Origin of the sequence: Haloarchaeobius ordinarius, assembly GCF_051801355.1 — an archaeon.
GTDB lineage: Archaea > Halobacteriota > Halobacteria > Halobacteriales > Natrialbaceae > Haloarchaeobius.
In genome coordinates, this window is sequence record NZ_CP196560.1 from 2,538,345 (window position 1) to 2,553,097 (window position 14,753).

Annotated in this window: 16 protein-coding genes and 1 tRNA gene; 2 read left to right on the top strand and 15 right to left on the bottom strand. The window is 65.6% G+C overall.

Features of this window, described 5'->3' with window-relative positions; translation table 11 throughout:
- Nucleotides 1-45 precede the first annotated feature (45 nt).
- The 13 genes from ACSC1R_RS13265 to ACSC1R_RS13325 all read right to left on the bottom strand — a co-directional run bounded on the left by ACSC1R_RS13265 (nt 46) and on the right by ACSC1R_RS13325 (nt 12,963).
- A complete protein-coding gene (locus ACSC1R_RS13265; RefSeq protein ID WP_439026209.1) occupies nt 46-1,014 on the bottom strand; it encodes a DUF7139 domain-containing protein in 969 nt (322 codons plus the stop codon).
- Between the two features lie 104 nt (nt 1,015-1,118).
- Complete coding sequence (locus tag ACSC1R_RS13270) at nt 1,119-1,655, bottom strand: multiprotein bridging factor aMBF1 (protein ID WP_439026210.1); 537 nt, start codon at nt 1,653-1,655, stop codon at nt 1,119-1,121.
- Between the two features lie 92 nt (nt 1,656-1,747).
- Nucleotides 1,748-2,368: a CDP-alcohol phosphatidyltransferase family protein gene (locus tag ACSC1R_RS13275; RefSeq protein ID WP_439026211.1), complete on the bottom strand. Its 621-nt coding sequence runs from the start codon at nt 2,366-2,368 to the stop codon at nt 1,748-1,750.
- Nucleotides 2,365-2,895, bottom strand: a complete 531-nt coding sequence (locus tag ACSC1R_RS13280) for an adenylate kinase family protein (RefSeq protein WP_439026212.1) — start codon at nt 2,893-2,895, stop codon at nt 2,365-2,367. Before ACSC1R_RS13280 ends, ACSC1R_RS13275 begins: the two co-directional genes overlap by 4 nt.
- Nucleotides 2,892-3,980, bottom strand: coding sequence for a histidinol-phosphate transaminase (gene hisC, locus ACSC1R_RS13285; protein ID WP_439026213.1), 1,089 nt, complete (start codon nt 3,978-3,980; stop codon nt 2,892-2,894). Before hisC ends, ACSC1R_RS13280 begins: the two co-directional genes overlap by 4 nt.
- Nucleotides 3,981-4,044: 64 nt before the next feature.
- Entirely contained in the window at nt 4,045-5,613 is a 1,569-nt protein-coding gene (locus ACSC1R_RS13290; RefSeq protein WP_439026214.1) for an SLC13 family permease, read from the bottom strand.
- Nucleotides 5,614-5,691: 78 nt separating this feature from the next.
- Nucleotides 5,692-5,934: a hypothetical protein gene (locus ACSC1R_RS13295; protein WP_439026215.1), complete on the bottom strand. Its 243-nt coding sequence runs from the start codon at nt 5,932-5,934 to the stop codon at nt 5,692-5,694.
- Nucleotides 5,935-6,016: 82 nt separating this feature from the next.
- Nucleotides 6,017-7,297 carry a GTPase HflX gene (gene hflX, locus ACSC1R_RS13300; RefSeq protein ID WP_439026216.1) on the bottom strand — a complete coding sequence of 427 codons (1,281 nt, stop codon included), beginning with the start codon at nt 7,295-7,297 and terminating at the stop codon, nt 6,017-6,019.
- Nucleotides 7,298-7,776: 479 nt separating this feature from the next.
- Nucleotides 7,777-8,733 carry a halocyanin domain-containing protein gene (locus ACSC1R_RS13305; RefSeq protein ID WP_439026217.1) on the bottom strand — a complete coding sequence of 319 codons (957 nt, stop codon included), beginning with the start codon at nt 8,731-8,733 and terminating at the stop codon, nt 7,777-7,779.
- A gap of 3 nt (nt 8,734-8,736) precedes the next feature.
- Nucleotides 8,737-9,885 carry a multicopper oxidase domain-containing protein gene (locus ACSC1R_RS13310; RefSeq protein ID WP_439026218.1) on the bottom strand — a complete coding sequence of 383 codons (1,149 nt, stop codon included), beginning with the start codon at nt 9,883-9,885 and terminating at the stop codon, nt 8,737-8,739.
- A gap of 160 nt (nt 9,886-10,045) precedes the next feature.
- A complete protein-coding gene (locus ACSC1R_RS13315) occupies nt 10,046-11,668 on the bottom strand; it encodes a GMC family oxidoreductase (RefSeq protein ID WP_439026219.1) in 1,623 nt (540 codons plus the stop codon).
- Nucleotides 11,665-12,198 (bottom strand): gluconate 2-dehydrogenase subunit 3 family protein, encoded by a 534-nt coding sequence (locus tag ACSC1R_RS13320; protein WP_439026220.1) that lies wholly within the window; start codon nt 12,196-12,198, stop codon nt 11,665-11,667. Before ACSC1R_RS13320 ends, ACSC1R_RS13315 begins: the two co-directional genes overlap by 4 nt.
- A 27-nt stretch (nt 12,199-12,225) precedes the next feature.
- A complete protein-coding gene (locus tag ACSC1R_RS13325; protein WP_439026221.1) occupies nt 12,226-12,963 on the bottom strand; it encodes a fumarylacetoacetate hydrolase family protein in 738 nt (245 codons plus the stop codon).
- A 127-nt stretch (nt 12,964-13,090) separates the two neighbouring features.
- On the opposite strand from ACSC1R_RS13325, the gene ACSC1R_RS13330 reads away from it, so the two are divergent.
- Both ACSC1R_RS13330 and ACSC1R_RS13335 read left to right on the top strand, forming a co-directional pair.
- On the top strand, nt 13,091-13,555 hold the full coding sequence (locus tag ACSC1R_RS13330; RefSeq protein WP_439026222.1) for a DUF3592 domain-containing protein: 465 nt from the start codon (nt 13,091-13,093) through the stop codon (nt 13,553-13,555).
- Nucleotides 13,556-13,632: 77 nt separating this feature from the next.
- Nucleotides 13,633-13,707: transfer RNA gene (locus ACSC1R_RS13335), tRNA-Glu, on the top strand.
- Between the two features lie 86 nt (nt 13,708-13,793).
- Here the strand turns inward: ACSC1R_RS13335 and ACSC1R_RS13340 are convergent.
- Both ACSC1R_RS13340 and ACSC1R_RS13345 read right to left on the bottom strand, forming a co-directional pair.
- Nucleotides 13,794-14,195, bottom strand: a complete 402-nt coding sequence (locus ACSC1R_RS13340; RefSeq protein WP_439026223.1) for a hypothetical protein — start codon at nt 14,193-14,195, stop codon at nt 13,794-13,796.
- 98 nt (nt 14,196-14,293) lie between these two features.
- Nucleotides 14,294-14,695 carry a hypothetical protein gene (locus ACSC1R_RS13345; RefSeq protein ID WP_439026224.1) on the bottom strand — a complete coding sequence of 134 codons (402 nt, stop codon included), beginning with the start codon at nt 14,693-14,695 and terminating at the stop codon, nt 14,294-14,296.
- Nucleotides 14,696-14,753: the final 58 nt, after the last annotated feature.

Here is a 14,753-nt window from a genome sequence, read left to right on the forward strand (position 1 = left end):
GAATAGGAGAATAAAGTACTCAGAGAACAAATGTGTTGTGGCCAGTTAGCTGAGACCTAATGCCTGCTTAACTCGCCCCCAGAGACCGACGCTCGCACCGCCGGTTCCCCCGAGCGACGAATCCTCCTGCTTGCGTTCTGCTTCGCGCTGTCGGCGCTCACGAAGTTCCTTGAGTTTTTGCGTCTGGTCGTCGACGGTGGAGTTCGAGGTCGCCGTCTTCTTCTGCCCACCTTTCATCGCTTTGAGATTAGAAAGCTGGGAGTCGATCCCGCTCGACCGGGTCACCTTCGCGGTCTTCTGACTGAAGCCTGACGTATCGATGTCGCCGTCGTCGATATTGAAGTTCAGGTTGCGGTTGTCGCTCTTTTCGACACCACCCCACGAGAGGTCGACGCCAGACATCGCATCGTCGATGTCGGCCTGGATCTCTTCGTCGCTGTAGTGTTCGCTCTCTTCTTCCTCGTCCTCCGCCACCGGCTGGATGTCCGCCGGACCCGGTTTCTTGTAGCGTTCGAGCTGGTCTGCGACGAGTGCCGCACCCGTCGAACCCACGACCAGGACGAGACCCAGTGCGTACAGGCTGATGACGCCCAGCGTGGTCCCCGCGCCGTAGTCGTTCCACTGCTCCGGGTAGACCGTGACGAACCAGAGAACGGCAGCGAGGTCGAACACCGACCCGACGACGGATGCGTACACGGCCCGCCGTTCGACGGGGAGTAAGACGACGATACCAGTGATGGTGGCCGGGAGTGCGAGCATCCCGAGCGCGTAGGAGATGCGTGTCCAGTTCCAGAAGGGTGTGCTCTGGGGTTCGAGCGTGCTGAAGCTCACGATCGCCAGCAACAGCGCGACCACACCCACCACGATGCCACTGAAGAACAGGCCGAAACCGAGATACACGTCCGTCTCTTCCTCGGGTTCCCCGATGTATCGTTCGTACAGTTTGTAGAGGGGGTTGTCCGGGTGTGACTCGTCGCCGGAATCACCCGTCTCAGCAGTTGCCTCGTCTGACATTGTCCCTCATTACAGGGTCATCTCTCATGACTGTTTGGTTAACCGTATACTTCTTGAAAAAAGACGCCCTGTGACCAAGGTCTGACGCCCGTCAGACGCGGTAATCAGTCCTTACGCTTGACGACGTCGCCGAGCGTCTGGGTCGTCCCCGAAGAGCCACTGCTCCACTCCTTGTCGTCGTCGCTGCTGCCACCGGCTTTCAGGCTGATACCGAGGAACTTCTCGAGTTTGGTCTGCATCCGGTCGGAGGGGAGCGTGTCCCCGCGTTCGAGCTTCCGGACGAGGCTCGCTTTCTCGTTGAGTTCGTTCGCCAGGTCCGCCTGACTCAGGCCCTTCTTCTCGCGGGCCCGGCGGATACGGTCGTCGTAGTCCTGTGCGATTTCGTCCATGTCGTCGAACATATCGCTCCGTCGACGTGAACCGCTGGGGCTGGACCCACTGGAACCACTCGACCGCGAGGAAGAGGACGACGAGGACCCCGACGAGCCCGTCGAATACTTCGTGGACGTGCTAGAGGACTGCTGGGTCTTGACTTCGGTCCCGAAGTCGGCGCAGTTGTCGCACACGTCTAGCTCTGCGCCCTCGACCTTCACCGTCTTCGGCTGCGACGTCTCGGCGCCACACATCTCACACTGAACCATGCCCGTGTGTTGACCGTGAGCAGTGATAAAAGGTACGCCGTGGTGGTGCTGGCTCTGATTTTCGCAGCGGGTCGGGAACGGAACCGCGGGAATCAGCTCAGCGCCTTCCACGCGCCGGAGAAGCGCTGGAGTGCGGTGACGTGGCCGACGACTGCGAACACGACCAGCAGCCAGCCGACGACCGTCAGACCGTAGAGGTCGCCTTCCACGACCGTCGCGACGTAGCCGACGAGCCCCGAGAGCGCGAGTCGGTCGGCGCGACCGAGATAGCCAGCGTACACGCGGTCGAGGCCGACGGCCTGGGCCTGCGTGCCGAGGTAGGAAGTCATGAGGACGCCGGTGACCGCCGCGAGGCCGAGGTCGTAGCGACCGATACCGGCCGCGAAACCGGCGATGATGACCAGATCCGCGTAGCGGTCGAGCACGTGGTCGAGCATGTCACCGGCTTCGCTGGCGACGTTCTGCGCTCGTGCCAGCTCACCGTCGACGATGTCCAGCCAGCCGTTCAGCGCGACGCACGTCGCCCCGACGGCGTAGAATATCGGTGCGTCACCGATGGCCGACCCGGCGTAGGCGAACGCACCGCCAGCGGCCACCGCGAGCGCGAACGCGATGACGCTCACCGCGTTGGGATTCAGGCCGAGTCCGTCGGCGAGTCGAACCCAGGGGTCGAGCAGCGACTTGATCTGAGGGCGGAGTTGGTCGAGCGTCATAGGTAGTCGATGAAGTCCACGTCACCGGCACTCGGTTCACGGTCGCCGTTGACGACGGCGGCGATGTCGGCCGCCACGTCTTCGGGGGTGCGCCCGGTGGTGTCTATCTCGTAGACGGTCTCCAGCCCGTGGAGTTCGACGGCCTCGGAGAGGATGACGTCGAGCGCCTCGCTCTCGGCGTTCTCGTGCGCCTTCGGCTCGCTCTCGCCGCGGTCGAGCAGGCGCTGTTCCAGTTCTTCTGGGGCACAGCGCAACACGACGACCCGGTCGGCGTCGAGGTAGTGTGCGAGATGCGAGTCGAGCAGGACCGCGTCTCGGTCGCCGACCCACGCTTCGAGGGCGTCGAGGTCCACGACGACACTGTCGCGCTCCTCGTCGACCTCCTCGTACAGTTGCTCGGCCTCGACGACCTCGTTCAGGTGGACCACGTCGAGGTCGACGTCGTAGGTGGTGTCGGAATCCTCGGCGATGCGGTCCGTCGCGGTCGTCTTGCCCGTCCCGGGCGTCCCCGTGACGACCACCCTCACCGCGACAGCACCTCGTTGAGCGTCTCGACAGCTTCGCGGGTCTCGGCTTCGGTCCCGCAGGTGATGCGGACACAGCCGGGCAGGCCGAAGCTCGTGCAGTCGCGGACGATGACGCCTTCGTGTTGCATCTCGTCGGCGACGTCGGCCGCGGCCTCCTCGCCGCGAGCCCCGGAGACGTCCACGAGGACGAAGTTGCCCTCGCTCTCCCACACCGGGGCGTCTATCTCGTCGCGCATGAACTCACGCGCCCAGCGGGCGGTTTCGACCGACTTCTCGACGTGTGCGTCGTCACCCATGGCGGCGAGCCCGGCCCGGCAGGCCAGCTCGCTCGCGGCGAATGGGGTGTTGACCCGCGCGTACGCGCCAGCCCAGTCCTCGGGGACCAGTGCGTACCCCAGCCGGACACCAGCCAGCCCGTAGGCCTTCGAGAAGGTCCGCAGGATGGCGACGTCGTCGCGCTCGTCCAGCAGGCTGCGGGCGCTCTCGGTCTCGGCGTACTCGCCGTAGGCCTCGTCGACGACGACGAGCGTGTCCTCGCCGGTCTCGTCGGCGACGGTCTCGACGGCGGAGAGCGAGAACGTCCCACCGGTCGGGTTGTGGGGGCTGGTCAGGTAGACGATGCGCTCGCCGTCGTAGTCCGAGAGGACGGTCTCGGCGGTGAGCGCGAGGTCCGGGTCGTTGAGCGTGTACTGCTCGACCTCGCCGTGGTGGTAGCGGGCGCTCATCCCGTAGTAGGCGAAGCCAGGGTCGGGCACGAGCACGGCGTCGCCGGGTTCGAGCATCGCGCGAGCGAGATAGTCGAGCGCGCCGTCGCCGCCGTTGGCCAGCCAGACCTGCGCGGGGTCGCAGTCCCAGCGGTCTGCGATGGCTCCGGTGAGGTCGGCGTGGGCCGCCTTCGGGTACGAAGACATGCCCGGTGCCGCCTCCTGGATGGCCGCGATGGCCTCCGGGGACGGCCCGTGGGGGTTCTCGTTGGACGCGAGTTTCGTGAGGGCCGCCGGGTCCATGCCGAGGTCCCTGGCGACCTCCTCGATACCGCGCCCGGCCTCGTAGGCGACGTGGGCCGAGAGGTCGCGTGGTTGCATGTGCGACAGACCGGCCCGTGGGGCCTTAAGCGTAGTCAAGCACGGTCAGAACGAGGGTGCCCGGTTACCAGAGGAAGCTGGGCCAGACGAACTTGAACAGCCCCCAGATGAGGACGGTGAGCACACCGGTCATCACCAGATTCAGGACGACACCGGCGCGCATCATGTGCTCTTGCTTGAGGTGGCCACTGCCGAAGACGATGGCGTTCGGCGGCGTGGCGACCGGGAGTGCGAACGCGAAGGAGGCGGCGATGGCCCCGCTGACCGCCAGGAAGATGCCAGCCGAGACCTCCCCGAGGCCGAGTGTCGACGCGAAGATGCCTCCGATACCGATGAGGACGGGGACGATGATGGTCGCGGTCGCGGTGTTCGAGGTCATCTCGGTGAGGAAGATGACGAGCAGGACGATGGCCGCGACGACGAGGATGATGGGCGCGCTCGTCAGGTTCCCGAAGATGGTGCGGGCGATCCACTCGGTCGCACCGGTCTTCGCGAACGCGTCGGCGAGCGCGATACCGCCGCCGAACAGCAGGATGGTGCCCCAGTCGATGTCGACCAGGTCGTCCCAGTCGACGGTGTCGGCGAGGACGAGCGCCGGGATGGCGTACATCCCGACCATCACGTAGTAGAGCAGCCCCTCGTGGCCGGCGACACCGAAGACGGTCTGACCCTCGCTGGTGCCGAACAGCGTGTTGAACCAGACCTGTGGGAGCAGCCCCTCGAAGAAGATGTCCAGCCCGCCGAGGACCCAGAGGCCCGCGGTCGCAGTGAAGATGTACGCGACACGACGCCCGCGGGGGTCGAGGGGTCCCTCCTCCTCGAGGTAGCGCTCGGCCTCGCGACGGGCCTCGCTCACGTCCTCGATCTGTGGCGGGTAGAGCCAGTAGGTGAGGATGTACCAGACCAGCGGGAGCGTGAGAACGACGATCGGAAGCCCGATGAGCAGCCAGTCGACGAAGCCGATCTCGTACCCGAGGATGGCGTTGGCCTGCGTCGCGACGACCGCGTTCGGGGGCGTCCCGATGAGCGTCCCGACACCACCGACGCTGGCGGCGTAGGCCGTGCCGAGCAGGGTGGCGACCTGCATGTTGTAGAAGGCGTCGCCGTCGGAGTCTTCGTCCTCGATCTGTTCGCGGCCGATGACCTGCGCGAGCACACCCATCGCGATGGGGGTCATCATCGCCGTCGTGGCGGTGTTCGACACCCACATCGAGAGGAAGGCGGTCGCGAGCATGATGGCCGCGATGAGGTTCCGGGGCGAGGTCCCCATCTTGCTCATGATCCAGAGCGCGATACGACGGTCGATGTCGTACTTCTGGAGCGCGTTCGCCAGCATGAACCCGGCGATGAACAGGAAGATGAGGTGGTCGGCGAAGCCCGAAAGGGCGGGGTCGATGTCGTCGTAGACCCCGAACGCCGTCAGCAACACCGGAATCGAGAGCGCCGTCACCGCGAGCGGGAGCGTCCCGGTCACCCAGAGGCTCCCCGCGAAGAACATCGTGGCGATGGCGTACTGTCCGCGGATCGAGAGCCCCTCGGGCGAGGGGCCGAACGCGATGACGACCGTCCCGAGTACTGCAACCAGAAACCCGAGTATTCTGCCGCGTGGCGTGTCCGTGAGCCCTTGTATCATTGATACACCTCCAGAGTCTATAGAGTAGGTTCTTAACGATTGTCGTTGAGACAGTGAACAGCTAGCACCCCACAGTCGTCAGAAGTTGTCGACGATGGCCCGCACCTGTCCGGGGTCGAGCTCGACGGTGTAGAGGTCGAACAGGCGCTGCCGTCGGGAGGCGGAGAGGCCCCGTGAGCCGCTCTCGAGCATCGAGAGGTGTGCCTGCATCAGTTCATCGACCTCGCGTTCGACGTCGCGCTGCCCGTACCCGGCAGCCACCCGCAGGAGTCGCCAGGCCATCGGCGAGACGTCTTCGAGGTCGTACTCCGGGGCCGGCATCAGTTCCAACCAGAGAGAAGACCCCTAAAAGTCTATCCGCTTCGGTCCCGGCTCGAGGGGCGAACCGGGGCGTCTCCGCGACTCACTCGATGGATTGGGCCCGGGCACAGGCACGCTCGAGTATCGCGGGGCGACCCTGGACCGACAGCGAGACGGACTCGCCGTAGGCGACCGAATCGACGGCCGCGTGCTCGTGACACCACGAGACGAACCGTTCGGTCTCCGGGCCGTGTGGCAGGTCGAATTCGGCAGACTCGGTCGGGAGTGCCTCGACGATACGGGTCCGAAGCGCATCGAGGCCCGCGTCTTCGGTCGCACTCGCGACGACCGGGTCGGGTGCGAGGTCGGCCAGGGCTCGCTTCCGGCGGTCGAGTTCGTCCTCGCTGAGGCGGTCGGCCTTGTTGAAGACGGTGAGGACGTCCCCGTCCGTCTCGTCTATCTCGGCACGACAGGTCTCGATGCGCGTTCTGACCGCCGCAATCGGCCTGCTCGCGTCGACCACGAGGACGACCACGTCCGCATCGTGGACCTCTGTCAGGGTCGACCGGAACGCTTCGACCAGGTCGTGCGGGAGGTCCCGGATGAACCCGACGGTGTCCGAGAGGAGCACCCGGCGACCGTCCATGGTGGCCCGGCGCGTGGTGGTATCGAGCGTCTTGAACAGGCGGTCCTCCACGCCAGCGGTCTCCCCGAGGTCGCTGTGGGCTGGTTCCGCGCTGTCGAGGTCGAGGTCGTCTGCGAGCCGGTGCAGGAGCGTCGACTTCCCGGCGTTCGTGTAGCCCGCGAGAGCCACGAAGTCGAAGCCAGCTTCACGCTTGCGCTCGCGGCCGGGGGTGGTCTCGTCGGGAAGGTCGTTCAGCCTGTTGTGGGTGCGGTCGATTCGCTGTTTCACCTCGCGTATCCACTCGCCCTCGGGGTCGCGAATGGTCTGGAGGCCCTGCCACTCCTCGTTTCGTCGCTGCTCTTCTCGCCGCCGGTGGAGTTCGTGGCGCAGGCGGGCGAGTTCGACCTGCAACTGGGCGCGCTTCGTGCTCGCTCCGGCCTCGAAGATATCGAGGATGAGTCGATAGCGGTCCCGAACCTCGGTTCCCGCTGGCAGTCTATCGGTGAGATTGAACAACTGGGCGGGCGAGAGCCGGTTGTCGACGATGACGGTGTCCGCGTCGGTCTCGCGGATTGCGTCGGCCACCTCGTCGACCTTCCCCGACCCGAGGTCGTAGGTCGGGTCTTCTGGGCGGGTCTGGGTGAATATCTTCTGGATGGTGTAGCCTGCGGCCTCGGTGAGGGCCTCGATTTCGTCTGTGTTCGGTGCTCCTGTGTCGGTTCGTGCGGCGAGTACCGCGTGTGATGACTGTCGTGACATCTCTGTGGGGGTCTGGTCGCTCGGAGAGCAGTGCGGGAACCGGCGGCGCTATCGGCTACTGGACGATATCGAATCCAGGCCGTGACGAGCGCTGCCGGCTGGCTGGAGACGGGACGGGAGAGGAACGACTCGCGGGGTCGAACCCGCCAGTGCGTGCCCGGCTCCCGTCAGCAAACGAATAGGGTCTGCATGAACTACCTGTCCTGACGGTCACGTGCTCCGGTAAAAACGGTTCGGGCAGTGTGTGAACGATTGGCAATCTGGATCGCTTCGCCCCGGAATCGCATCCAACTGTTCGGTTTCCCAACCAGTCTGTGTGGGCAACTGCCGTCCTATCCCCGCCACATATATCGTATCTCGCTATATCAAATCGGGATGGGTGCGGAAACAGCTGGGTGGTCGAAATCAGTCACGGAAACAGCGAAACCGAGAGCGAGGACGGTTCAGGCCGCCGCCGGACCACCGGATGATGCAGCCGGTCAGTCCTGGCTGGTCGTGTCCTTGTAGTGGACGTACAGCCCGAGCCCGAGCGGGGCAGCGATGGCAGCCGCACCGAGGCCGGCCGTCGCGTAGGCTCGCGTGGTCGGGACGGTCTGTTCGCCCGCGCCCACGAGGACCACGCCACGCATCCCCTGCTCGCCGTAGTCCTCGCAGTAGTACTTGCTCACGCCGTCGCCGTCGAACTGGAGCGCGTACTCGGTCCCCGTGGCCGCGACCCGCTGGCTCTCGAAGCCGAGGTTGTCGTCGACCACGCTGTATCGACCGGCCGAGCCGACCCACTCCCAGACGACGGTCGTCCCGGGGTCGACGTGGATGGCCGCCGGTTCGAACGCGAACTCGCCGCCGTTGCCCTCGGCCCCGACCTTCACGCGGACCTCCGTTTGCCCGCGCATATCGACCACATCGGTGTAGTTCTCGACGCCTGCCAGCCAGCCGTCGAAGGTGGGTCCGGTGGGTTCGGTCGGTTCGGGGGGTGCTTCAGCGAGCGACACATCGGCGTCTCCCACGACGAGTGCGCCCTTCATGCCCATCGCCTCGTGTGGGGCGCAGGCGTAGCGGAAGACGCCGGCCTCCTCGGACGTGTACTCGAACGTCGCGCCCTCGTCGGAGAGCAGCTCGGACTGGAACGTTCCGTCCGTGGCGACGACGTTGTGCATGCCGCCCTTGCCGGACCACTCCCAGACGATTTTCGCGCCGGGGTCGACCCGGACCGCGGCCGGTTCGAAGGCGAAGGCACCGCCGTTACCGGCCGCACCGACCGTGATGGTCACCTCGCTCTCGCCGCGCCTGTCGGTCACTCCGGAGACGTTGTCCGTGTTGGCGAACCAGTCGGCGAGCGATTCACCCTCGCCTGCCTGCGCGCCGACCGGCGTCGTCAGCGTCAGGCCCGCAAGGCCGACACCTGCCGTGGTCGTCAGGAACTCTCGTCTCTTCATGGCTCAGGCCTCGTACCCCGCGTACTCCATGAGCTTCGCGAAGACGTCGCTCTGCATGGCGTCGGTGTAGACGATGCCGCCGAGCATCCCACCGGGGTACGAGTCCCCGTTGCGGATGTGGTTCACCTTGTGGCAGTGGATGAGGTAGATGCCGGGGTCGGCGTCGGCCTCGAACTCGATGGTGTAGCGCTCCGCGGGCGCGACGTTCACCACGTCCTGGAGTATCTGCATCGGTTCGGGCCACGGGCTGCCGTCCTTCTCGACCACCTTGAACCGGTGGTTGTGGATGTGCATCGGGTGGCTGTGGAAGCCAGCGTTCACCCAGTGGATACGGACCGTGTCACCGGGTTCGACGATGATGGGCGAGCCGTCCTCGGGGTGGAGCGTCCGGGGTGCGGATTTCCCGTTGATGCTGAAGGCGTCCATCGTCCGGTTCGTCAGGTCGTACTTCACGTTCTCGCCGGCGTACTGGCGCGAGAGGCGGGTGTCCCACTCCTTGACCGTCATGAAGTACTCCTTGTCGGCTTCCTCGTACCCCTCGGGGTCGACCCGCAGGATACCGAACATACCCATGTCCATGTGCATCGGCGTCTGGTAGTGACAGTGGTAGAGGTGCGTCCCCGCGACGTTCGCAGGGATGGTGTAGGTGTGCGTCTCGCCGGGCATCACCGTGATGCCGGTCGTCGTCGGGACGCCGTCGTTCTCCCACGTCTTGCGGACGCCGTGGAAGTGCAGCGTGTGCGGGTGCGGCGCGTCCGTGTTGTCGAGCGTTATCTTCAACTCGGCACCTTCCGTGCACCGGAGGATGGGGCCGGGGACGCTCGGTTCGCCGTCGTCGGCCGCGAACGCCCACGTCACGGGCAGCGAGACGGGACCGTTCATCGTCTCCAGTGGGTGGAGGTGGTGGGTGGCCTTGACGGGTTTCAGGGTGACCTCGTGGTCGCGTTCGTCGAGGTCGACGACCTCCGGTTTGCTGGTGGTCGGGAGGTCAGGAAGGAGTTTGGCGTCGTTTGAACCGACGGACACCGGATTCACGGTCGGTCGCGTGGTCGTCGTACAGCCGGCCATCGCGAAGAGACCGGTGCCGCCCGTGGCGGCGAGGAATTTGCGTCGAGAGATGCCCTTGCCGGGTGCGCCGATTGAATCGTTCATCAGCTACAGGTTCGAGAAAGGTCACGATATAAACGGGAGCCGATTCTTGAAGGACGAGAATATGGTCTTAATAATTACATGAGAATAAGTCACATAGGTTTGGGATGAATGAGCAGACCATCTATCGACGGGACGTCGACGAACGAACGGTCGAGAGCCCTCAGAGCACGCCTTCGAGTCGGTCCGCGACCCGTAACGAGAGCGCCGCGATGGTGAGCGTCGGGTTCAGCGCACCGCCGGTGACGAAGACCGACGAAGAGGCGACCCAGCAGTTCTCGAGGTCGTGGGTGCGACAGGCCGGGTCGACGACGCTCTCGGCGGGGTCGGTCCCCATCCGCGTCGTCCCCATGTGATGGAACGCCGGCCCGGTGTTGTCGGGGCCAACGACCCACTCGACTTCGGCATCCAGCTCGTCCATGATGGCGAGCTGTCGCTCGTTCGCCGCCTCGATGGTGCGCCGGGTCCGGTCGTCGAGGGACCAGTGAATCTCGGGGACGGGGTTGCCGTGGTCGTCGGTCACGTCGGGGTTCAGCTCGATGCGGTTCGACTTCTGTGGTGTCTGGGCGCACAGGCCCGTGACCTCGAGGTAGTTGCCGTAGCTGTCCCGGATATCCTGCAACAGGTCGTCGCCCCAGGGCGCGTCTGGGCCCGCGGTGAGGGCTTCACCCACCGGTGACGGACCGGCGTAGTTCAGGAACTCCAGCTTGAAGGGGCCGCGTTCCGCGCCGCCGTCGTCGTAGAACTGGTGGCTCTCGGTCGTGATGAAGCCGACGTGGTTCTGTCGGGTCTCGCGGTCGACGGTCCCGCCGACACGGGCCGCGAGGTGGTCCATGAAGTACCGACCCACCAGACCGGATGAGTTCGCGAGGCCGTCGGGATACTGCGTCGAACTGGAAAGCAAGAGCAGTCGCGGAATCTCGATGCCGCCAGCAGCGAGCACGAACTGCCTGGCCTCCTGTCTGTGTTCCTCGCCATCCGGCGTGGCGTACACCGCCGCTTCGATAGTTTCGCCTGCCTTGTCGTGTTCGAGTCGCTGGACCGGTGCCCGGTCGATGACCCGTGCGCCTGCTTCCTCGGCCCGGGCGACGTGGACCGTCGCATCGTACTTCGCGCCCGACGGACACACGGGTTTGCAGGTCCCGTACCCCTGACAGGGGACTCGGCCGTCGTAGGCCTCCGAGTTGCGGGCGCTGGGTGACGAGTGGGTGGTTATACCCAGTTCCGCACAGGCCTCGGCGAAGATCGAGTCCGAGTACGAGGGCTTGAATGCCGGCATCGGGTACGGTTCCTCGCGCGGGGGCGCGAACGGGTTGTCGTCGGCTCCCGAGACGCCGAGTTCGGTCTCGGCTTCGGCGTAGTACGGCCGCATGTCGTCGTACCCGATGGGCCAGTCCGCGGTCACACCGTCGTAACTCAGGCGTTCGAAGTCGGCCTCGTGGAGCCGATACACCATCCCCTGCCAGTGGAGGCTGGTGCCGCCGATGCCTTTCACCCGGGCCGCGTTGAGTGGATAGTACATTTCGCCCTCGCTGGTGAAGGCGTCGCGCTCGCCGCCCATGTCCCAGACCGACTCCGGTCCGTGGGCGGGACGAATCCGGCGCTCCATGCGCTCCAGACGGTCGACGGGGTCGAATCTCGGTCCGGCGTCGAGGACGACGACGTCGTACCCCGCTGTAGCGAGTCGGGACGCGACGAGCGCACCTGCTGGCCCCGCGCCGACGATGCAGACGTCGGTTCGCGGGGCTGGGGAGCGGTCCGGACCCTGGCCGGTCTGTCCGTTCATTCCGGCCCCCGCTGGTAGCTCTCGGTGCCGCCGGGGTGGCCGATGGGGTTCTCTGTCCCGGCCAGTTCACCGCCCGTCGGCGAGGTGTAGAAGGCGTACAGTAACTCGTTGACGACGTAGTAGCGGACCTGCGCTGTGGTCGACCCCGCCGGGTCAGGGTCGACCGCGTCGACGCCCATCTCGCGGAGCAGGCTGTCTCGCGTGTCGGCGTCGAGGGCCGCGTACGCGTCGTCGTACCACGACCGAGCAGTGGCGTCGACGGCTCGAAGCGACTCGGCGACACCGGCCCGGTAGTCCGGCCGGTTCGCGGTCCGACCAGCGACGTACGTCCGCACGAACGACTCGACGTTCGTCACCGCGTTCGGATAGACGACCTCGGCGACGGCGACGAGAGTGGGCACGTCGACCTCGGCCTCGACCGTCTCCTCGGCCGCCCGGAGGGACGCCTGCGAGAGTGCAGCAGCGCCCGACCCCACGACGACCCCACCCGAAGCGAGCGCGGCGAGCGCGTCGCGCCGTGTCAGTTCCATTCGCGAAAGATTAGGCCAACCTAAACCTTAAGCGCTGGGAATTTCGACGGTGTGTTCGAGGCGCCCGATGCCCTCGACCTCGATAGCGACCTCGTCGCCGTCTTCGAGTCTACCGACGCCCTCGGGTGTTCCGGTCGCGATGACGTCGCCGGGTTCGAGCGTCATGTACGTGGTTATCTCCTCGACGAGCTCCGGCACCGAGAACATCATCTGGTCGCGGGTGCCGTCCTGGCGCAGTTCGCCGTTGCAGTACGACCGGACGTAGGCGTCCGCGGGCACGTCCTCGACGGGGGCGACGACCGGCCCGACCGGTGCCGCACCGTCGAAGGCCTTTCCACGGACCCAGTTGGTCTCCTCGCGCTGGTCGTCGCGGTTCGACAGGTCGTTCACGCACGTGAACCCGCGGACCACGTCCCAGGCATCCTCGGCCGCGACGTCGCTGCATTGCTCGTCGACGACCACACCGAGTTCCGCCTCGAAGTCCAATCGGTCCTTTCCGGCCGGTAGGGTCACCGTAGAACCGTGCGAGGAGAGCGTGTTCGGCGGCTTCAGGAACAGGAGCGGCCGGTCGGGCACGTCGTTGTCCATCTCGGCCGCGTGGTCGGCGTAGTTGCGACCGACACAGACGATCTTCGTCGGCTCACACGGTGGCAGTATCTCGACCGCCTCCGGGGCGTACTCCCGCCCACCGAACCGAAGGGTTCCGTCGTCCCACTCGCCAGTCCTGACTGCACCTGCCGGGTCGCGAAAGCGAACCTGCTTCATGTTCTGGGCTGTCGCCCCGCCCCGGGTTAAACCTTGCAGTGGTGTCACTCCGTGGACCGCCACAGACCCGGTACCGGGTTTCTCCGCCCCGGTGCTTTTGCGCCGTCGGCCCGTCCTTTCGGGTAGGATGATAGAGGTCCTCCTCGGGTTCCCGTTCGCGCTGGTCGGTCTCTGGCTCACGTACGCGGGCCTGCAGGAGTACCGTTCCCAGCGCGCAACGCTCGCCGGTCGAACTGCCGTCGATGCGGACGTACTGGATGCGACGGTCGAGGAACGTCAGCGTTCCACCGGTGGCGATTCGTACTTCGTGCCCGTCGTCCGGTACCGGTACGAAGTCGGCGGCGAGACCTACGAATCCGAACGGGTCTATCCCGTCACGACCCGAGTCGGCTACCCATACCCCGACCCGGCCCGGGAACTCGTCACCCGATACGAGGACCAGACGTCCGTGACGGCGTACGTCGACCCGCAGAACCCCGACTCCGCGTTCCTCGAGGTCGAGGGAATGCGCTACCCACTCCTGTTTGCGACCTTCGGTGCGTCCCTGACGCTCCTGACTGGAGTGTACGCCGTCGTGCTGTCGCTCGCGTGAGAGAGATTCACCAACCAACGTCGGAACAAAAGGACGGATTTATACTTACCCACCCCATCGTCTCGGATGCGGAGCACGCTCGGTTGGTGTAGTCCGGCCAATCATTTCGGCCTTTCGAGCCGATGACCGGGGTTCAAATCCCCGACCGAGCATTTTCCCTGAACCAATCCGTGAGCGACAGCGAGCGGTTGGTGATTCGTGAACGCGCAGGGAGTGGGATTTGAACGAACGGAATCGCTCAGGCGACGGTCTGTTCGGCCCTGTCGTCCATTCGACCGAGCAACGAGCCGACGAACAGCCCGACGACGAGGCCACCGGCGGCACCGAAGCCGAGGCCGACCGCGAGGTCGCTCGAGAGGGACCAGGCGGTGACGAGGCCGGTCATTGCACCGACGACGATACCGACGCCGACACCGACGACCACGCCGTTCACGGCGCGCTCTTCCAGTCGGTAGGCGTCGAGGAACGCACCGGTGAGGATACCGATGAGGGCACCACCACCTGCCCCGAAGATCACCCCGTTCGAGACGTCGACGTTCGCGAGGATGGTGACGAGGATACCGACGAAGGCCCCGAAGCCGACGCCGAGACCGATGCCGACACCGGCGGCAGGGACGGTTCTGGTGGTGTTGAGGTCCATGTGGGTCTAGACGCGTCCCGAGACTGTCAATCGTGCTGGTAGTTCGCTTGCTGTGAGAACTACCTCGCCGACCGTCGGGAGCAGGTCGGTCGAGCGGTTCAGACCTCGGTCGCGGACGAGGGAGTGGTTATCAACTCGAGGACTACGCCGAGTACTGCGCCGGTGAAGAGACCAGCGGTCGCTCCGAGCGCCAGGACGGTCACGACGTTCTCCGAGAGCGACCAGGCAGAGACGAGGCCGGTCGTCGCACCGAACAGCAGTCCGATACCGGCTCCGATGAGTACTCCACTCACGGGAGTGTTCGCGTCGCGGTAGGCGTCGATGAGGCTACCGGTGAGGAGTCCGACGAGCAGACCGCCGCCAGCGCCGAACGTGAGGCCGTTCGAGATGTCTGCTCCAAAGAATGTCGTGACGAGGCTGCCGACGAGCGCCCCGAGGCCGACGCCGAGACCGATACCGACACCGGCAGCAGGAACGGTTCTGGAGGTTCTGGTGCTCATGAGAGAGTAGACACGTTCCAGGACTGTCACTCTATGTGGTAATTCTCTCCAGGTGAGA